This is a genomic window from Sorangium sp. So ce1036 (genome assembly GCF_051369805.1).
GTDB classification, from domain to species: domain Bacteria; phylum Myxococcota_A; class Polyangia; order Polyangiales; family Polyangiaceae; genus Sorangium; species Sorangium cellulosum_F.
Map to the genome: position 1 here is coordinate 582,010 of NZ_JBBMOX010000001.1, position 19,780 is coordinate 601,789.

General features: G+C 69.3%; 14 protein-coding genes. 9 read left to right on the forward strand and 5 right to left on the reverse strand.

Going from position 1 to position 19,780, the window contains the following annotated elements; genetic code table 11:
- Positions 1 to 84 precede the first annotated feature (84 nt).
- Positions 85 to 1,203: an alkene reductase gene (locus WMF31_RS02190; RefSeq protein ID WP_436600350.1), complete on the reverse strand. Its 1,119-nt coding sequence runs from the start codon at positions 1,201 to 1,203 to the stop codon at positions 85 to 87.
- A 143-nt stretch (positions 1,204 to 1,346) separates the two neighbouring features.
- Here WMF31_RS02190 and WMF31_RS02195 point away from each other — a divergent pair, with 143 nt between their 5' ends.
- From WMF31_RS02195 to WMF31_RS02220, 6 genes are all read left to right on the forward strand, one after another.
- A complete protein-coding gene (locus WMF31_RS02195; protein WP_436600351.1) occupies positions 1,347 to 1,787 on the forward strand; it encodes a winged helix-turn-helix transcriptional regulator in 441 nt (146 codons plus the stop codon).
- Positions 1,788 to 2,252: 465 nt separating this feature from the next.
- Positions 2,253 to 8,519 carry a HAMP domain-containing protein gene (locus tag WMF31_RS02200; protein WP_436606509.1) on the forward strand — a complete coding sequence of 2,089 codons (6,267 nt, stop codon included), beginning with the start codon at positions 2,253 to 2,255 and terminating at the stop codon, positions 8,517 to 8,519.
- Positions 8,520 to 8,621: 102 nt separating this feature from the next.
- Positions 8,622 to 8,951, forward strand: a complete 330-nt coding sequence (locus WMF31_RS02205; protein WP_436600352.1) for a hypothetical protein — start codon at positions 8,622 to 8,624, stop codon at positions 8,949 to 8,951.
- Positions 8,952 to 8,953: 2 nt separating this feature from the next.
- Positions 8,954 to 9,214, forward strand: coding sequence for a DUF5985 family protein (locus tag WMF31_RS02210; protein ID WP_129354085.1), 261 nt, complete (start codon positions 8,954 to 8,956; stop codon positions 9,212 to 9,214).
- 26 nt (positions 9,215 to 9,240) lie between these two features.
- The gene (locus tag WMF31_RS02215) at positions 9,241 to 9,519 is read left to right on the forward strand and encodes a DUF5985 family protein (protein ID WP_207213706.1); all 279 of its coding nucleotides are present in this window, start codon (positions 9,241 to 9,243) and stop codon (positions 9,517 to 9,519) included.
- Between the two features lie 197 nt (positions 9,520 to 9,716).
- A complete protein-coding gene (locus WMF31_RS02220) occupies positions 9,717 to 10,847 on the forward strand; it encodes a class I SAM-dependent methyltransferase (protein WP_436600353.1) in 1,131 nt (376 codons plus the stop codon).
- Between the two features lie 61 nt (positions 10,848 to 10,908).
- Here the strand turns inward: WMF31_RS02220 and WMF31_RS02225 are convergent, their stop codons facing one another.
- The 3 genes from WMF31_RS02225 to WMF31_RS02235 all read right to left on the reverse strand — a co-directional run bounded on the left by WMF31_RS02225 (position 10,909) and on the right by WMF31_RS02235 (position 14,774).
- Positions 10,909 to 11,988, reverse strand: a complete 1,080-nt coding sequence (locus WMF31_RS02225) for a class I SAM-dependent methyltransferase (protein WP_436600354.1) — start codon at positions 11,986 to 11,988, stop codon at positions 10,909 to 10,911.
- A gap of 97 nt (positions 11,989 to 12,085) precedes the next feature.
- Positions 12,086 to 13,426 (reverse strand): aspartate aminotransferase family protein, encoded by a 1,341-nt coding sequence (locus WMF31_RS02230; protein WP_436600355.1) that lies wholly within the window; start codon positions 13,424 to 13,426, stop codon positions 12,086 to 12,088.
- 85 nt (positions 13,427 to 13,511) lie between these two features.
- Positions 13,512 to 14,774 (reverse strand): sterol desaturase family protein, encoded by a 1,263-nt coding sequence (locus WMF31_RS02235; RefSeq protein WP_436600356.1) that lies wholly within the window; start codon positions 14,772 to 14,774, stop codon positions 13,512 to 13,514.
- A gap of 607 nt (positions 14,775 to 15,381) precedes the next feature.
- On the opposite strand from WMF31_RS02235, the gene WMF31_RS02240 reads away from it, so the two are divergent.
- The 3 genes from WMF31_RS02240 (at position 15,382) to WMF31_RS02250 (ending at position 19,283) form a co-directional block, all read left to right on the forward strand.
- Complete coding sequence (locus WMF31_RS02240; protein WP_436600357.1) at positions 15,382 to 16,932, forward strand: aldehyde dehydrogenase family protein; 1,551 nt, start codon at positions 15,382 to 15,384, stop codon at positions 16,930 to 16,932.
- Positions 16,933 to 17,085: 153 nt separating this feature from the next.
- Complete coding sequence (locus tag WMF31_RS02245) at positions 17,086 to 18,210, forward strand: flavin-containing monooxygenase (RefSeq protein ID WP_436600358.1); 1,125 nt, start codon at positions 17,086 to 17,088, stop codon at positions 18,208 to 18,210.
- A gap of 2 nt (positions 18,211 to 18,212) precedes the next feature.
- Positions 18,213 to 19,283 (forward strand): Rieske 2Fe-2S domain-containing protein, encoded by a 1,071-nt coding sequence (locus WMF31_RS02250; RefSeq protein ID WP_436600359.1) that lies wholly within the window; start codon positions 18,213 to 18,215, stop codon positions 19,281 to 19,283.
- A 128-nt stretch (positions 19,284 to 19,411) separates the two neighbouring features.
- Here the strand turns inward: WMF31_RS02250 and WMF31_RS02255 are convergent, their stop codons facing one another.
- On the reverse strand, positions 19,412 to 19,759 hold the full coding sequence (locus tag WMF31_RS02255) for a YciI family protein (RefSeq protein WP_129354067.1): 348 nt from the start codon (positions 19,757 to 19,759) through the stop codon (positions 19,412 to 19,414).
- Positions 19,760 to 19,780: the final 21 nt, after the last annotated feature.

Below are 19,780 nucleotides of genomic sequence, written 5' to 3' on the forward strand. Positions count from 1 at the left end.
GCGGACGGCCCGGCGCGCGCATGCGCGCTCGCGCGGCGCCGGCGGCCGCGGGCGGCGCCTCGTCGCGGCCGCGCGCGCCCGCGCTCAGCCGGCGCCGGCGGCCGCGGGCTGCGCCTCGTCGAGGCGCGGATAGTCGATGTAGCCGCGCGGGCCGCCGGCGTAGAAGGTCGAGACGTCCGGCGCGTTGAGCGGCGCCCTGCGCGCGAGGCGCTCGGGCAGGTCGGGGTTGGCGATGAACGGCGCGCCGAAGGAGACGAGGTCCGCCGCGCCCGTGCGCAGCGCCTCCTCCGCGGTCTCGCGCGTGTAGCCGCCGTTCACGATGAAGGCGCCGCGGAACCGCGCGCGGAGGAGCGGCGTCACCCGCTCCGGCGCGTCCAGCGCCCGCCCTTCCAGCGGCTCCACCACGTGAATGTAGGCGAGCCTGCGCTCGGAGAGCTCGGTGGCGACGTGCGAGAAGAGCTCCGCCGGGTCGCTGTCGCTCATGTCGTTGTACTCGCTCCGCGGCGAGAGCCGCGCGCCCACCCGGTCCGCGCCGAAGACGCCGGTCACGGCCTCGACGATCTCGAGCAGGAGCCGCGCGCGGTTCTGCACCGAGCCGCCGTACCGGTCCGTGCGCTGGTTCACGCCGTCCCGGAGGAACTGATCGATGAGGTAGCCGTTCGCCGAGTGGAGCTCGACGCCGTCGAAGCCGGCGGCCTTGGCCCGGCGCGCGCCGGCCTCGAACTGCCCGACGACGCCGGGGATCTCGTGGATCTCGAGGGCGCGCGGGGTGCTGTACGGCTGCGGGCCCTCGGGCGTGTGCGCGTGGCCCGCGCGGATGCGGACCGCCGAGGACGACACGGGCGCCTGCCGGTCCGGCTGGAAGGACACGTGCGACGACCTCCCCACGTGCCATAGCTGCAGGAAGATGCGCCCTCCCGCCCTGTGGACGGCGTCCGTCACGAGGCGCCACCCCTCGACCTGTGCGTCCGTGTAGATGCCCGGCGTCCCGACGTACCCCGTGCCCTGCTGGCTGACCTGCGAGGCCTCGCTGACGATGAGGCCCGCCGAGGCGCGCTGCTCGTAGTAACGTGCGATGAGCTCGGTCGGCACGTTGCCCTCGCCCGCGCGGCAGCGCGTCAGCGGCGCCATCACGACGCGGTTCGGCAGCGAGAGGGGGCCGAATGAAAATGAGCTGAACAACAGGTCAGATGAGGTCGTCACGTTCCATTCCCCTTCCGAATAAGCTGTAACTTCCGAAACGGAAGTAGCATCCGTTCGAAGGGGCAGGATGTGTCGCTGCGGGAGAATGTCAAGTTACTTCCTTTTTGGTAGCGAAGTGTCACGCTGATGTTCAGGGACGAGGAATGAAGCGCTCATGTCAGCACCTCTGCGACAAGTTCCAGGCGGCGATGGATGTGCTCGCGAGGCCGTGGAATGGGCTCATCATCGCGACGCTCGAGGAGGGCGCGCTGCGCTTCGGTGAGCTCCGCGAGCGGCTCGACGCGATCAGCGACCGGATGCTCTCCAGCCGGCTCAAGGATCTCGAGGCGCTCGGCCTGGTCGTGCGGCGCGTCCTGCCCGGGCCGCCGGTCCGGGTCGAGTACGAGCTGACCGACGTCGGGCGGGGGTTCCGGGAGGTCGCCAAGGCGATCACGAGGTGGGGCGAGATGCTCGCGGACGGGGCGCCGCGCGCGCTCACGGGCGCATCGAGCGACGACCGCGCGCGCGGTCATGCGCGCGCGCAGGTGAAGCGCGGGCGCGCACGCCCGCGCGGGGCCACGAAGGGCCGGGGAGAGGGGGCGTGATGACGAGCACAGCAGTACGAGGGGCGCGCCCGCGCACGGACGCGCCGCGCGCTCCGTGTGGGCCCCGTGGTCTCATCGCATATGGAGAAACTCCGTGAATCGATGTCGGGATCGTCCCGACCCTGCGTTGACCCTCGGATACGGCAGCTACGAGAGCATCTTTCTATGGTTCACGCCCCGCCAAGCGGGTTAGCGTGATGCGCCCCGGAGAGGAACAAGATGGAGCAGCGGACGAGCGGCAAGGTTGCGTCGCCTCGGAGCCGGACGGCGTCCCCGAAGGGCGGCGCCGCCAAGGGCGCGAGCGGCACGAACGGCAAGAACCTCAGCGCCGGCAAGGGCACGAAGGCCGGGCGCGCCGACAGCGCGGCTCGGACGTTGCAAGCCATCTCGCTCCAGCAGCGCTCGCAGCCCGTTCCTGCCGAAGACCCGCCGCGCCCGCGGCGGCGCGCCGCGCAGGACGACGTGATGCGGCGGCCGGCGCGGCCCGGCCTCGAGCTGGGCCAGATGCTCGCGGCCCTCGTGGCGCTCAAGAAGGGCGACTTCTCGGTACGCCTCCCCATCGACCTCGAGGGGTTGGATGGTAAGGTGGCTGACACATTTAACGATGTCGTCGAGCTGAACGAGAAGTTCGCGCTGGAGCTCGAGCGGCTGAGCCGCGCGGTCGGCAAGGAGGGCAAGATCGGCCAGCGCGCCACCATGGGCGAGGTGAGCGGGGCCTGGGCCGGCGAGGTCGCCTCGGTCAACGCGCTGATCGGCGATCTCGTGCAGCCCACGAGGGAGATGGCGCGCGTGATCGGCGCGGTGGCCAAGGGCGATCTCTCCCAGACGATGGCGCTCAAGGTGGACGGGCGGCCGCTCGACGGGGAGTTCCTCCAGACGGCCACGACCGTGAACACCATGGTCGATCAGCTCGGCTCCTTCGCGTCGGAGGTGACGCGCGTGGCGCGCGAGGTGGGCACCGAGGGCAAGCTCGGCGGCCAGGCCAGCGTCCCCGGCGTGGCGGGGACGTGGAAGGACCTGACCGACTCGGTCAACTCGATGGCCGGCAACCTCACCGCCCAGGTGCGCAACATCGCCGCCGTGACCACGGCCGTCGCCAACGGCGATCTGACCCAGAAGATCACCGTCGACGTCAAGGGCGAGATCCTGGAGCTGAAGAACACCTTCAACACGATGGTGGACCAGCTCCGGTCGTTCGCGTCGGAGGTGACGCGCGTGGCGCGCGAGGTGGGCACCGAGGGCAAGCTCGGCGGCCAGGCCGAGGTCAGGGGCGTGGCGGGCACGTGGAAGGACCTGACCGACTCGGTCAACTCGATGGCGTCGAACCTGACGGCGCAGGTCCGCAACATCGCCGCCGTGACCACGGCCGTCGCCAACGGCGATCTCACCCAGAAGATCACCGTCGATGTCCGCGGCGAGATCCTGGAGCTGAAGGACACCTTCAACACGATGGTGGACCAGCTCCGGTCGTTCGCGTCGGAGGTGACGCGCGTGGCGCGCGAGGTGGGCACCGAGGGCAAGCTCGGCGGCCAGGCGGAGGTGCCCGGCGTGGCGGGCACGTGGAAGGACCTGACCGACTCGGTCAACTCGATGGCGTCGAACCTGACGGCGCAGGTGCGCAACATCGCCGCCGTGACCACGGCCGTCGCCCGCGGCGACCTGACCCAGAAGATCACCGTCGATGTCCGCGGCGAGATCCTGGAGCTGAAGGACACCTTCAACACGATGGTGGACCAGCTCCGGTCGTTCGCGTCGGAGGTGACGCGCGTGGCGCGGGAGGTGGGCACCGAGGGCAAGCTCGGCGGCCAGGCCGAGGTCAAGGGCGTGGCGGGCACGTGGAAGGACCTGACCGACTCGGTCAACTCGATGGCGTCGAACCTCACGGTCCAGCTCCGCGACGTGTCGAAGGTCGCGACCGCCATCGCGAACGGCGATCTGACCCAGAAGATCACCGTCGATGTCCGCGGCGAGATCCTCCAGATCAAGGACGTCATCAACACGACCGTCGATCAGCTGAGCTCCTTCGCGGCCGAGGTGACGCGCGTGGCGCGCGACGTCGGCACCGAGGGCAAGCTCGGCGGCCAGGCCGAGGTCAAGGGCGTGGCGGGCACGTGGAAGGACCTGACCGACTCGGTCAACTCGATGGCGTCGAACCTGACGGCGCAGGTCCGCAACATCGCCGCCGTGACCACGGCCGTGGCCAACGGCGATCTGACCCAGAAGATCACCGTCGATGTCCGCGGCGAGATCCTGGAGCTGAAGAACACCTTCAACACGATGGTGGATCAGCTCCGCTCCTTCGCCGCCCAGGTCACGCGCGTGGCGCGCGAGGTGGGCACCGAGGGCAAGCTCGGCGGCCAGGCCGAGGTGACCGGCGTGGCGGGCACATGGAAGGACCTGACCGACTCGGTCAACTCGATGGCGTCGAACCTGACGGCGCAGGTCCGCAACATCGCCGCCGTGACCACGGCCGTGGCCAACGGCGACCTGTCGAAGAAGATCACCGTCGATGTCCGCGGCGAGATCCTGGAGCTGAAGGACACCTTCAACACGATGGTGGACCAGCTCCGGTCGTTCGCGTCGGAGGTGACGCGCGTGGCGCGGGAGGTGGGCACCGAGGGCAAGCTCGGCGGCCAGGCCAGCGTCCCCGGCGTGGCGGGGACGTGGAAGGACCTGACCGACTCGGTCAACTCGATGGCGTCGAACCTGACGGCGCAGGTGCGCAACATCGCCGCCGTGACCACGGCCGTCGCCCGCGGCGACCTGACCCAGAAGATCACCGTCGACGTCAAGGGCGAGATCCTGGAGCTGAAGATCACCTTCAACACGATGGTGGATCAGCTGAGCTCCTTCGCGTCGGAGGTGACGCGCGTGGCGCGCGAGGTGGGCACCGAGGGCAAGCTCGGCGGCCAGGCGGAGGTGCCCGGCGTGGCGGGCACGTGGAAGGACCTGACCGACTCGGTCAACTCGATGGCGTCGAACCTGACGGCGCAGGTCCGCAACATCGCCGCCGTGACCACGGCCGTGGCCAACGGCGACCTGTCGAAGAAGATCACCGTCGACGTCCGCGGCGAGATCCTGGAGCTGAAGGACACCTTCAACACGATGGTGGACCAGCTCCGGTCGTTCGCGTCGGAGGTGACGCGGGTGGCGCGCGAGGTGGGCACCGAGGGCAAGCTCGGCGGCCAGGCCAGCGTCCCCGGCGTGGCGGGGACGTGGAAGGACCTGACCGACTCGGTCAACTCGATGGCGTCGAACCTGACGGCGCAGGTCCGCAACATCGCCGCCGTGACCACGGCCGTGGCCAACGGCGATCTGTCGAAGAAGATCACCGTCGATGTCCGCGGCGAGATCCTGGAGCTCAAGAACACCATCAACAACACGATGGTCGACCAGCTCAACGCCTTCGCGTCGGAGGTGACGCGGGTGGCGCGCGAGGTGGGCACCGAGGGCAAGCTCGGCGGCCAGGCCAGCGTCCCCGGCGTGGCCGGGACGTGGAAGGACCTGACCGACAACGTGAACTTCATGGCCGGCAACCTGACGAGCCAGGTGCGCGGCATCGCCAAGGTCGTGACGGCGGTCGCGAACGGCGACCTCAAGCGCAAGCTGGCCTTCGACGCGAAGGGCGAAATCGCGGCGCTGGCGGACACGATCAACGGCGTGATCGAGACGCTCGCGACCTTCGCCGATCAGGTGACCACGGTGGCGCGCGAGGTCGGCGTCGAGGGCAAGCTCGGCGGCCAGGCCCTCGTCCCCGGCGCGGCCGGCACGTGGAAGGACCTGACCGACAACGTGAACCAGCTCGCCGCCAACCTGACGACGCAGGTGCGCGCCATCGCCGAGGTCGCGACCGCGGTGACGAAGGGCGATCTCACCCGGACCATCCGGGTCGAGGCGCAGGGGGAGGTCGCGTCGCTCAAGGACACCATCAATGAGATGATCCAGAACCTCAAGGACCAGACGCTGAAGAACAGCGAGCAGGACTGGCTCAAGACCAACCTCGCCAAGTTCTCGCGCCTGCTCCAGGGGCAAAAGGATCTGCTCACGGTCGGCCGGCTCATCCTGTCCGAGCTGGCCCCGGTCGTCGGCGCGCAGCAGGGGGTGTTCTTCACGATGACCGCGTCGAAGGAGGAGCCGGTCCTCAAGCTCCTCGCGAGCTACGCGTACAAGGAGCGGAAGAACATCGACAACCAGTTCAAGCTCGGGGAAGGCCTCGTCGGGCAATGCGCGCTCGAGAAGGAGAAGATCCTCCTCGTCAACGCGCCCCCCGACTACATCCGGATCACGAGCGGGCTCGGCGAGGCGCCGCCGGTCAACATCATCGTCATCCCCGTGCTCTTCGAGGGGCAGGTCAAGGCGGTCATCGAGCTCGCGTCGTTCGAGCGCTTCAGCCCGACCCACCAGGCGTTCCTCGACCAGCTCACGGAGTCGATCGGGATCGTGCTCAACACGATCGAGGCGAACATGCGCACCGAGGACCTGCTCAAGCAGTCGCAGTCCCTCGCGCGCGAGCTCCAGAGCCAGCAGGAGGAGCTGCAGCAGACGAACGCGGAGCTCGGGGAGAAGGCGCGCCTGCTCGCCCAGCAGAACGTCGAGGTCGAGCGGAAGAACCGCGAGGTGGAGCAGGCGCGGCAGGCGCTCGAGGAGAAGGCGCGGCAGCTCGCCATCACCTCCAAGTACAAGTCGGAGTTCCTCGCGAACATGTCGCACGAGCTCCGGACGCCGCTGAACAGCCTGCTCATCCTGTCGGATCAGCTCTCGAAGAACGCCGACGGCAACCTCACCGGGCGGCAGGTCGAGTTCGCCAGGACGATCCACTCGTCGGGAAACGACCTGCTCGCGCTCATCAACGACATCCTGGACCTGTCCAAGATCGAGTCGGGGACCGTGGTCGTCGACGTCGGCGAGCTGTCGTTCGGCGATCTGCAGGATTACGTCGAGCGCACGTTCCGGCACGTCGCCGAGTCGAAGAAGCTCGATTTCGAGCTCAGCTTCGCGTCGAACCTGCCGCAGGTCATCCACACGGACGCGAAGCGCGTACAGCAGGTGCTCAAGAACTTGCTCTCGAACGCCTTCAAGTTCACCGAGCGCGGCAGCGTCGCGCTCCACGTCGATCTGGCGACCTCGGGGTGGAGCCCCGAGAACGAGGACCTGTCGCGCGCCGGCGCGGCGATCGCCATGTCGGTGCGCGACACGGGCATCGGCATCCAGCCCGACAAGCAGCGGATCATCTTCGAGGCCTTCCAGCAGGCCGACGGCTCGACGAGCCGGAAGTACGGCGGCACCGGCCTCGGCCTCGCGATCAGCCGCGAGATCGCGTGGATGCTCGGCGGCGAGATCCAGCTCTCGAGCGAGCCGGGGACCGGGAGCACCTTCACGCTGTACCTGCCCGTCGCGTACACGCCGACGCGCCCGCGCAAGAAGGAGCCGGCCGTGGAGGTGCTCTCGGCGCCGGCGGAGCTCACCCCCGGCGACGTCGCCCCGCGCTCGGTGATCGAGCCGCCGCCGCACCTCGTCAGCCAGAACATCGACGACAGCGCGAACCTGCAGACCGGCGACCGCGTGGTGCTCGTCGTCGAGAACGACGCGGCCCTGGCGCGCTTCGTCATGGATGTCGCGCATGAGCACGAGTTCAAGGCGCTCGTCGCCTACCGCGGCGGGGCCGCGCTCTCGATCGCCCGCGAGCGGAATGTGAGCGCGATCGCGCTCGACGTCGACCTGCCGGACATGGACGGCTGGCGCGTGCTCGATCGGTTGAAGCACGATCTCGAGACGCGGCACCTCCCCGTCCAGGTGATCACGACGGAGGAGGAGCGCGAGCGGGCGCTCCGCCTGGGCGCGAAGGGCGTGCTCTGCAAGCCGCTCAAGACCCGGGACGCGCTCGACGGGGTCTTCCGGCGCCTGTCGCAGTTCCTGGTGTCGCGCCAGCGGGCGGTCGTGCTCGCCGAGCCGAGCGAGGCCGAGCGAAGGGAGCTCATCGCGCTCCTCGGCGGCGACGACGTCACGGTCCGGAGCGTGTCCACCGGGGAGGAGGCGCTCGGCACGCTCCTCACCGAGCGAGCGGACGTCTTCGTCATGCGCCTCGACCTGCCCGACATGCGCTGCTTCAAGGTGATCGAGCAGCTCGCGCAGGGCAGCGAGCCCACGGACCTGCCGATCCTGGTGTATGCGCCGGGCGACATCTCGGCCGCGGACGAGGCGCAGCTGAGCCACTTCGGCCAGCGGATGGTGCTCAAGCTCGTCCGCTCCAGGGAGCGGCTCGTCGACGACGTCTGCCTGTTCCTGCACCGCCCGGTGGCGGCGCTCTCCGAGCGGCAGCGGCAGATCCTCGAGGATCTGCACCAGTCGAACAAGGTGCTCGTGGGCAAGAGGGTGCTGGTCGTCGACGACGACATCCGGAACATCTTCGCGATGACGACCCTCCTCGACGCCCAGCAAATGAAGACGGTTTACGCGGAGACAGGTCGAGCGGCGATCGAGGTGCTCGCGCGGACACCGGACATTGACATCGTGCTCATGGACATCATGATGCCAGAGATGGACGGCTACGACACGATCCGCGCGATCCGTGCAACGCCCGGCTGTTGTGCCCTGCCCATCATCGCGGTCACGGCCAAGGCGATGAAGGGCGACCGAGAGAAGTGCTTCGAGGCGGGCGCGAACGACTACATCCCGAAGCCGGTGGATCCCGAGCACCTGCTCGCGACGCTCCGGTCATGGTTGCACCGGTGATGGGGAACTCGATCGGCCGACGAGGGGCTCGTGTCTAGCGGGATCTCGGAGCAAGTTCAGCGTTTCCTTGGCCAGCATATCACCTCGATCGAGCAGCTCGAGGTGCTGCTGCTGCTGCGCCGCACGGAGGAGCGCGAGTGGAACGCGGCCGCGGTGGCTCGCGAGATAGGCTCCAGCATGATGTCCATGCACGATCGGCTCGCGGGGCTTGCCAGCAGGGGGTTGCTCGTGGCCAGGGAAGACTCCGAGGACATCCTGTACCGGTACGCCCCGACGACCGATGAGACTCGCCGGACGGTCGACGATCTGGCGAAGGCTTACAAGGAGCGCCGGTTGAGCATCATCAATCTCATCTACGCCAAGCCTCCACCAAGCGACATCCAGAGCTTCTCGGAGGCGTTCCGGATCACGAAGAAGGGAGGGGAGGGCTAGCCATGGCAGCGGCGGTCTACATCCTCTGCGCCCTGACCAGCGCCGCGTGCACCGCGCTGCTCCTGCGCGGCTACGCGAAGCGCAAGGTTCGCCTCCTCCTGTGGAGCGGCCTCTGCTTCGCCGGGCTCACCGCGAACAACATCCTGCTCTTCGTGGATTTCGTCCTCATCCCGGACATCGATTTTTCACCCCTGCGCCACCTTACCGCGCTCATCGGGCTGTCCCTGCTCCTCTATGGGCTCATCTGGGACCTGCGCGAGTAATCGCACGTAGACGTGAGGTATGACCTTTGAACGACTTCATGATCGGTGCGATGATGTTCAGCTATGCGGTCGTCGCGCTCTTCTTCCTCCGCTTCTGGAAACAGACGCGCGACCGGCTGTTCGCCCTGTTCTCGGCGGCGTTCTGGCTGATGATGCTCGGCCGCATCGCCGTCGCCCTCAACCGCGTCGAGGATGACGCCGTCCATTACCTGTACATGTTCCGGCTCTGCGCCTACGTGCTCATCCTGTACGGCATCGTGGACAAGAACCGCGGGGGCGGCGGGCCGACCATGAACATGCGGTGACCGCGCGGCCGCGTGGCGCCCCCGAAGCGCGCTTCGGGGGCGGAGCCCGCCCGAAGCGCGCTTCGCGCGCGGCGCCCAAAGGAGCGGCGCCGGACCGGCGGTGGTCCGCCCTTGCTTTCACGGGCGAGCTGGACCATTCCATGGCCTGCCCCATCCCTGCGCTGGGCAGGATGAGCGCCATCGCCGCGAGGACCCGCATGCGACAACGCCTGGACCTGACCGATCTCTACCACGACGCTTACACCGCTTACGTAGAAGCATTTCGTCGCCAGACCGAGCTCGTCGCCAGCGAGATCCTGCTCGAGCATCTCCTCGACCAGAGCGGTGCGGTCAAGGCGCTCGAGGGGCGCCCGGAGGCGGCGCCGTCGGTCACGGCCTACCAGTTTCACAAGAAGCTGCTCGACTACTTCAGCGACAAGGGCGAGCTCATCCCGGGCGAAGACGGGCGGCTCTTGCCCGGCGAGGCGGTGCGCAGGCGCGTCGCTGACAAGGAGTCCGCCAGCGCCGCGGACCGGGCCACGCTGGGTGAAATGTTCGAGTTCCTCCAGCGCTACCGGGGGCTGGCCGGGCCGGTGCTGGCGGGCAAGGACGCGCTGGCCACGATGGATCTCCAGTTCGGGATGCAGTCCTCGCTGAAGTTCTGGGAATACTCGATGATCAGGCTGCCCGCCAAGAAGCCGTGCAATGTGATGCTGGCGCGGGTGCTGCTGGCCAAGCTCGCGGAGTCGCCGGGCATCTCGGTGTTCGAGGGGGGCGCGGGGCTCGGCGTGGTGCTGCGGGAGGCGCTGTCCGACCCGCGCTTCCTCCCGCTGAGCAAGAATCTCGCCCGGTACGATTACACCGACATCAGCGCCCTGCTGATGGAGGCGGGGAAGCAGTGGCTGCGGACCCACGCGCCGGCTGACCTGTTCCAGCGCATCCATTTCCAGCGCCTGGACCTGGACGCCCTGTCCACCGCCGGCAACGCGTTTGCCCGGGCTGCCTCCGTGGACCTGATCGTGCTGGAGCACGTGCTCTACGACGTGCGCGACCTCCACGCCACGCTGCAGGCGTTCCACACGATGCTGAAGCCGGGCGGCCAGCTCGCGTTCACCATGTCATTTCGCGACAGGCCTTCGCTGTTCTTCCCCAATGAATTCTTCCAGTCGATGCTGCACACCTACAACAAGGCCAAGCTCGACCCGCCGCGACGAGAGCATGTGGGTTATCTTACGCTGCGGGAGTGGGAGCTGTCGCTCCGCGCGGCCGGGTTCTCGGAATGGGAGGTCTACCCGGCGCCCGAGGACCACGCGAAGTGGCCGTTCGGCGGCATCGTCGCCTACCGGTAGCCGGGGGCGTGGCGAGCTCCTCCTCGAGCTCGCCGGGGGGAGAGCGCTCTGCCGGACCGCTTCAGCCGGCCTGCTCGTCGAGCCGGGTGAGCTGGAAATTGTAATAGTGGCGACCGTCGACCGGTTTCATCACCACCCTGTCGAACTCGATGTAGATCTCCGGCCGGCACTTGCGCGGCTGCAAACGGACCCACGAGAAGAGGCCATGGGTCTGCCATTGCTCCCTGGCCAGGAGGGTGCCCGTCGTGATGTCCTCGGCACGCTCGAGCCTCCAGCCGCACGACTCCACGGCGCCCTCGAGCTCCATGTACCAGGTCGGCGTGCCCCAGCTGTTGAGGAAGCAGCGCCCGCCCGGCTTCACCAGGCGATGGGCCTCGCGGAGGAACTCCCTGAGCGGGAAGTGAAAGACCGCATCCACCGCGATCAACGCGTCGAAGGCGCCGGCGGGCAGGGGGGTCTCCTCCGCTCGCCCGTGGAGAAAATAGACGCCCTCGAGCGACGCGTGCGCCTCGCGCGCGAGCAGCACGTGGGTGCGCACCGCGTCGACGCCCGCCACGAGCCGGGCGTTCTTGCGCTGCTTCAGGTAAAGGCTGCCGCCCCCTCGTCCGCACGCCATGTCGACCACATCCAGCCCGGTGAAGTCGTGGGCGCCGAGGAGCTTGTGATAGAGCTGGATGCCGAGGCGCCACGGCTCCTCCCAGGCAGCGAGGGCGGGCTCGTCCGCGGGGTTCAGGAACGCGTATCCGTGGTTGATGAAGATCCTGTCCCTGTCGCTGAGGAGCTGCGCGGCGAGGCTGTAGTACTCGAGGAGCGACAGCGGCTCCTCCCCGGGCCGCTCCTTCAAGAAGCGGAGCCACGCGTCCTTGAGGTACGACGGCGGCAGCGGCTTGAAATCCCCGGAGAGGGCGCCCACGTGCAGCGCCATCGCCTTCCAGAACCTGTCCGGCGCGCCCGGCATCTCCGTGAACCGAAGGGGCTTCTCTCCGAACCGCTCGGCCATGCCGAGCTGGACGAAGAGAAAGCAGAACATCACTTGCTCCGGCGTGAGCGGGGGCATGAGCTTGTCCAGCTCGATTTCGTGGCTCAGACTGGCCGAGCCGAGCCGCTCCAGCACCTCTTTCAGCTCTCCTATAGGGGGCATCGAACACACGCCAGCCCCAGGCTGGCGCTCCTCTCAAGATCGGTGTCCAGCGCGCCCTGCCGCGCCGCGGGTTGTGGTTCGTGAAGGAGAGGCTGCGTCATAGCCTCGCCAAGGTCCTGTCGGCGCTCTCCAGCGCGCGGTCCACGTCTGCCTCGGTCAGCGCCGCGGACACGTACCAGCGGCCCCCGTACATGAGGATCGTCCCCTCTTCGGGCATCAGCGAGTAGAACTTGAGCTGCCTGGGCAGATCGACCTGCATGAGCTCCTTGAAGCTGTAGATCACGGGCTTGTCCGTGAACAGCAAGAAGAAGACGCCGCGCGGCCCCTGCACCAGCGCGGGGATCCCGCGTCGCTCGCAGATCTCGAGCAGGCCCTCCTTGAGCCGGGCCTGCATCAGGTCGATCCTCCTGTAGACCGCGCCGTCGTCCTTCTCCAGGATCTTGAGCGTGGCGAGCGACGCGGCGACGCCGAGAGGATAGCCGTTGAAGGTGCCTGCTCCCGCCACCTTGCCGACCCGCAGCTGATCGAGGATCTCCTTCTTTCCGGCGACCGCCGCCATCGGCAGCCCACCCGCGAGCGCCTTGCCGAGCGTGGCCAGGTCGGGCGTGACGCCGAGCGCCGCCTGCGCGCCGCCGAGGCCGACGCGGAAGCCCGTGATGACCTCGTCGAAGCTGAGCACGATCCCATGCTCGTCGCAGAGCTCGCGCACGCGCTCGAGGTAGCCGGGCCGAGGGGGGCAGCCTCCGCCGTTCACCAGGATCGGCTCCATGTGGATCATGGCCACCTCGTGCCCGTACTTCTCGAGCGTCGCCTCGAGGACGTCGATGTCGTTCCAGGGCAAGAGGAACGAGTACTTGAACGCGTCGGGGGCCCTGCCCTCCGTGTGGAAGAAATCGCGCTCGCTCTCGAGCGGGAGAGGCCGGTCCGCCGGGCTCGCGTCGGCGACGCCCCCCAGCACGCTGTCGAACCAGCCGTGGTAGTGGGACTGGAAGCGGATGAAATAGGGGCGTTTCGTGTGGGCCCGCGCGAGCCGTATGGCGAGGTGCACCGCCTCGGAGCCGGTGACGCAGAAGCGCACGCGCTCGGCGCACGGGACGTGGCGCACGATCTTCTCGGACAGCTCGATATCCATCTCGGTCTGGCAGATCCCCGACCCGAGCGAGTACATCGTGTCGAGCTGGCGCTTCAGCGCCTCGATGTACTCCGGGTGGCTGTGGCCGAGGATGCCCGGACCGCCGGCGTTGATGAGATCGATGTACTCGTTGCCGTCGACGTCCCACAGGCGCGCGCCCCGCGCGTGCGTGAAGAAGAGGGGGGTGTTCAACAGACCGCCCCTGAAGTTCGTCTGGCTCCCCGGCATCACCTCCGCCGCGCGCTCCTGCAGCGCCTGGCTCTTCGTGTTCGACCATCCGCGCGGCCCACCTTCGAACGACGCCATGACTTCCCTCCTGACAGAGAACGAATCACTCGGCTGATTGCGCACAGGACGCGATCCGGGCCGAGGCGCCGGGAAGGGGGGCCTGCTACGGCCCCGCCGAGAGCGATGTCGACCGGGCGGCGACCTCGACCTCTCCCGCCGTCGGGCCGCCCGGGCGACGCGCAAGGCGGAACAGAAGGCCGCTCAGGGCCGACAGGCCCCCGGCGGCCAGGGCCACGCCGGCCAGCGGCCGCGCCGAGCTCGCGCCGAACCAGGCCGCGACGGCGAGGAGCACGGCCGCGCGCGCGATCTCGAACCCCGCGCCAGCGCCGGGCCGCTCGAGGGACCGGGCGTGCGCACCGAGCGACGCGAGCAGCAGCACGAGCAGCGCGAGCTTCTGCGTCATCGAGGTGCCCGTGGTGGCGATGAGCATCGCGAAGACGATCATCGTGATGCCGACGCTGAACGCCATCCGGGCGATCGACGCTGCCGTGGACTCGCGGCCCTCCGCCTCGCGCGGTCCGGGCGGAGCGCCGGAGCCCACGGCGCCGGCGGGCAGCCACTCGGGCGGCATGAACCACACCTTGACGCGATCCCACGGCTCCCTCGCGGCGCGCGACAGCTTCGCGAGGTGGACGAACGGCTCCACGTTGAGCCAGATCGGATTCCACGAGACGACCTCTCTGCGCGTTCCGTACGTCGGCTCTTTGCCCTCCGGGACGAACGTGCCGAAGAGGCGATCCCACACGATGAAGATCCCGCCGTAGTTGCAGTCGAGGTACTGCTCGTCCATCCCGTGATGCACGCGGTGGTGAGATGGTGTGTTGAGCACGTACTCCAGCGGGCCGAGCTTCCCGACCGCGCGGGTGTGCGTGAGGATGTTGTATGCGGTGCTCACCCCGCGGGCGGCGACGAAGGCGGCCGGGGGGAGCCCCAGGAAGGCGAGCGGCAGGTAGAAGAGCCACTGATATACCGGCTGCAGCCACGGCATCCGGAGGTTGACGGCAAGGTTCTGCTCGCGGCTCTGGTGATGCACGACGTGGATCGCCCAGAGCACGTTGATGCGATGGCTGGCGCGGTGGAACACGTAATAGAGGAAGTCCGCCGCGACGATGGCGACGAGGATCGCCGCCGTCGAGCTCTCATGGCGCGCGATCGCCCATCGATCGTACACGAGGTCGTAGGCCACGATCGAGATGAAGCTGAAGGACGCGGTCAGCGCGAAGTACCCGATTCCGACGCCCACGCTGGCCACCGTGTCGGGCAGGCGGTACGTCGTGTCCCCGCGCCGATGACGAGCCACGGCGGCCTCGATGGCCATCAGTACGAACAGGACGGGCAGGACGACGATGAGCGCCTTCGATTGCATGATTCCCTCGTGGATCGTTCAGCTCGCGCGCCCTCGACCCTGCAGCGACCGCCGGCGCTCCCGCAGGGCGCCGGGGGCGCTCCGGGGGCGTAGCCCGCGCCCCCGTCCCCCCCTCGCGGCGACCCCGCCGCGAGGAGGGGCCCGCCGTCACGAGCCCCTGCGCGGGCCCGCCGGTGCGTCCCACACGCCGGTTGTGTTCCTCCGGAGTCGCGCGGGCCTGCGGAGCTGTAGCTCGCGACAGCATGAGGAGCTGCACAACGATTCGCTAGAAAGCCGTAGGGACGTCGCCCTGTCAAGTCCAGGCGGCGCGCCGCGTTTCCGGCGTGGCGACACGCGCGCTCGCGTTCACCGTGGTGGCGCAATATTGCACGCGTGCCGCGCCCGTCCAAGGCCGGGCCGACCGAGCCTGTCGGCGCGTGCGTCGCTCTGCCGCTCTGGTCGAGCCTCGAAGGACGACGAACAGGGGAGCCGAGCTCCGCCGTGCGGCCCTGGCGACGTCGATGAGGCGCGCCACGATAGCTCACCCTCCCAGTGGCGCGACTCCGTTGCGAGCCGCGGCGTGAGTGGTAACCTGACGCCCCTTTCTTCGAGCACCCAGGAGCCCTCCATGGCCCAGGCCTTCCCCGCGTCCACGACGACAACGCCCGCCCCCCGCACGCTCGTGCTCCACTCGCCTATCGACGGCTCGCGCCGCGGCGAGGTGCCGCTGATGGGCGACGCCGAGGTCCGCGCCGCGGTGGAGCGCGCGCGCGCCGCCCAGCGCGCCTGGGCAGAGCTCCCGATCGAGGCCCGCGCCGAGCGCGTCGCGCGCATCATCGACGCGTTCGTCGAGCGCATGGACGACCTCGTCGACGCGGTGGTGCTCGAGACCGGCAAGCCCCGCAACGACGCGCTCGCCGAATGGATCACGGTGGCGGACGTGTGCCACTACTTCACGCGCCACGCCGCGCGGATCCTCGCCGATACGCCCATCAAGCTCCATCACATGAAGTGGCGCGGGAGCTACGTCACCCACGTGCCCATGGGCGTGATCGGCGTGATCTCGCCGTGGAATCTGCCGCTCGCCATCCCGATGGGCAGCGTGATCGAGGCGTTGATCGCGGGCAACGCCGTCGTGGTGAAGCCCTCGGAGCTCACGCCCCTCGCGCTGCTCAAGGCCAGGGAGATCACGGACGCGGCCGGGATCCCGTCGGACCTCTTTCAGGTGGTGACCGGCGACGGCCGCACCGGCGCCGCGCTGATCGACGCCGGCGTGCAGAAGGTCGTCTTCACCGGCGGGGTGAGCACGGGCCGGCGCGTCGGGGCCGCGTGCGCGGAGCGGCTCATCCCGTGCGTGCTCGAGCTCGGCGGCAAGGCGCCGCTCATCGCGTGCAGCGACTGCGACGTCGAGCGCACCGCGCGGTCGATCGTCGCGGGCGGCTTCATCAACTCGGGGCAGCTCTGCATCTCGGTCGAGCGGGTGCTCGCGACCGAGGCGGTGCACGACCGGCTGGTGGAGCGCGTGGTGGCGCTCACGCGCGAGCTTCGCCAGGGCGACGCGCGCGCGCGCGACGTCGAGGTGGGCCCGATGATCTTCGCCAGGCAGATCGATATCGTCGAGGCGCATATCAAGGACGCCGTGGCGCGCGGCGCGCACGTGGCCACCGGCGGCCGCCGGGTCGAGGGGCCCGGGATGTTCTTCGAGCCCACCGTGCTGACCCGCTGCACGCCCGAGATGACGGTGATGCGCGAGGAGATCTTCGGCCCGATCGTGCCCATCATGAAGGTGCGCGACGAGGAGGAGGCGATCCGGCTCGCGAACGACTCGTCGCTCGGGCTGCACGCGTACGTGTTCTCGCAGGACAAGGCGCGGGCGCGCGCGATCGCCGCGCGGGTCGAGGCGGGGACCGTGATGATCAACGACGTGCTCGTCTCGTACTGCGCGCCCGAGGCGCCGTTCGGCGGGATCAAGAGCTCGGGCTACGGTCGCGTGCACTCGGACGAGTCGCTGCGTGCGATGTGCCATCCGCGCCACGTCAACTACGACCGCTTCGCGATGCCGCTGAACAGCCCCCTCCTGTTCCCGTACACCTCCGCCAAGTACCGGGGCCTGCGGGCGGCGATCGTCGCCACCTTCAAGCGCGCTCCGCTCGTCGGCAGGCTCGCGGATTTCTTGTAGCCTCTGTCTGACGGTTCGTGCCGCGCGGCAGCTCGTCCGACAGGGCCTGGCCCGGCGCGGCCCGCGTCGCCCGAGCCGCGAGACCACGCGTCGAGTCGGCGCCGAGCCAATACGCCTGGTGTCCCGGGGAAGTTCGGTTAAACTGCGGACGTCATGGAAGAGAGCCATGTGCTCATCATCGGCGCCGGGCCATCGGGGCTCGCCGTGGGGGCCTGCCTGCGTGAGCAGGGTATCCCGTTCCTCCTCCTCGAGCAGTCGGACGCGGTCGGGGCCGCATGGCGGCGCCACTATGATCGATTGCACCTCCACACGGTCAAGCGGCTCTCCGCGCTGCCCGGGCAGCCCTGGCCCAAATATGCCCCGCCGTACCCCTCCCGCGGGCAGATGATCGATTATCTCCAGCGCTACGCCGAGCGCTTCCGCCTGGAGCCCCGCTTCGGCGCCGAGGTCGTGCGCGCCTATCGCGAGGGATCGCGGTGGGTGACCCGGACGCGGGCAGGGGAGTTCAAGAGCCACGCTCTCGTGGTGGCCACGGGGTACAACCGCGTCCCCAACGTGCCCACCTGGCCCGGTCAGGAGCGCTTCGGAGGGCCTGTCCTCCACAGCTCCACCTACCGATCGGGCGCGGCGTTCCGCGGGCAGCGGGTGCTCGTGGTGGGCGCCGGCAACTCCGGGAGCGAGATCGCGATGGATCTCTGGGAGCACGGCGCCGAGGCGACGCTCTCCGCGCGCAGCGGCATCCACGTGATTCCGCGCGATCCGTTCAAGCTCCCGGCGCAGCTCAACGCCCTTGCCCTCTACGGCGGTCTCCCGCTGTCCGTCGCGGACCGGCTCGCGGCCGCGCTCCTGTCCCGCGCGGTGGGGGATCTGTCGCGCTGGGGGATCCGCCCGCCCGCGGTCGGCCCGGGCTCCCGGGTCGTGAAGGAGGGCCGCATCCCGCTCATCGACAACGGCACGATCGCGCTGATCCGGCAGGGCAAGATCCAGGTGGTGCCTGGCCCGCGCGCGTTCACCGAGACGGGGGTGATCTTCACGGACGGGCGCGAGCTGCCCTTCGACGCCGTGGTGCTCGCCACGGGCTACCGCGCCGGGCTCGACGACTTCCTCGAGGATGCGGCGCGCTACACGGATGAGCGCGGCTACCCGCGCTGGCACGGCGCCCCGGCGCCGGCGCCGGGGCTGTACTTCGTCGGCTTCCGCAACCCGATCACCGGACAGCTCCGCGACATCGCGGTTGAGGCGCCGCGCGTCGCGCGGCACCTCCGAAAGGCGAACTGATCATGGCTGAACTCGACCACTGGCATCCGGTACTCCTCGGCCGCGAGCTCGGCCGCAAGCCCCTCGGCGTGCGGCTCGCGGATCACGAGATCGTGGTCTTTCGGACCGCGAGCGGCGGCCTCGGGGCGTTCACGGATCGCTGCCCGCACCGCAGCATGCGCCTGAGCGAGGGGTGGGTGGAGGGTGATCGCCTGGTGTGCGGCTATCACGGCTGGCGCTGGGCCGCGGACGGCCGCGGCGAGATCCCCGCCACCCCGGCGGCGCGGCCCTGCGCGCGGCGCGAGGACGTGTTCGACGTGGTGGAGCGGTACGGCGCGATCTGGGTGAAGCGCGCAGGGGCGCAGGCCACGTTCCCGCATTTCGACACCGACGGGTACTGGCCGGCCGGGGTCCTCCGCCACCGCGCCGCCGTGCCGTTCGAGCTGGCGCTCGACAACTTCATCGAGGTCGAGCACACGCCCTTCGTCCACTTCATGCTCGGCTATGCCCTCGAGCAGATGCCCGAGGTGGAGGCGCGGGTGACCCTCTCCGACGACGCGGTCCAGGTCGTCAACACGGGGCCGAAGCGCCCCATGCCCCGGATCCTGGAGAGGATGCTCCGCATCCCGCACGACGCGAAGTTCGTCGTCGAGTGGACGGCGCGCTTCTCGCCGGTCCACGCGGTGTATGACCATTCCTTCATCGACGCGCGGACCGGGGAGTGTGTCACGTACCCGCTCCGGTCGGCCGTGTTCTTCAACCCGGTGGGCCCGGATTCGGCGGAGATCTTCACGTTCCTCTTCGCCACGCTGGGGCGCTTCAGCGAATTCGGGCTCGGCGCGCTGATCTGGCCGCCCATGCGGGCGGCCATGGATCTCGAGCTGCGGCTCGACATGAAGATCCTGGCCCGCCTCGCGGACCGGCGCGGGGACCTGAGAGGCCGGGTCCTCGGCCGGTTCGACAAGGCCCTGGTCGCGTCGCGCGAGCGGATCGATCGGATCTATCGCGGGCGGGCGATCGGGGCGACGCCCGAGGCCGCCGACGGGCGCGAGGCGACGCGCCCGGGGCGCAGGCTGCCGCTCGCCGCCTCGTGATTTCCGCCCCGGGGCGCAGGCGACCGCTCGCCGCCTCGTGATCTCCGCCCCGGGGCGCAGGCGACCGCTCGCCGCCTCGTGATCTCCGCCCGGGCGCGCTCCCCCGCGAGGCCGGCGCGGGGCGGGCGTCAGCCGAACTCCGTCACCTCGCGGACCTCCATGGTCCCGTACGCGGCGCCCGGGCTCTTCGCCGCCCATTCGATCGCCTCCTCCTTGGAGTTGACCTTGATGAGGATATAGCCGCCGATGGCCGTCTTGTCGGCGAAGGGGCCTTGCTCGACGATGCGCTCGCCGTTCCGGATCGAGACGCGCGCGCCCTTGCTCGTCGGCTGGAGGGACTCGCCGCCGAGCATGACGCCCGCCTTCTTCATCTCCTCGGTGTACTTGATGTACTGGCCGTAGATCTCCTCCCGCTGCTTGGGGGTCGCGCTGGCCCACAACGACTCGTCGCTCGCCACGAAGATCATGTAACGCATTGCCGATTCTCCTTTGTGAAA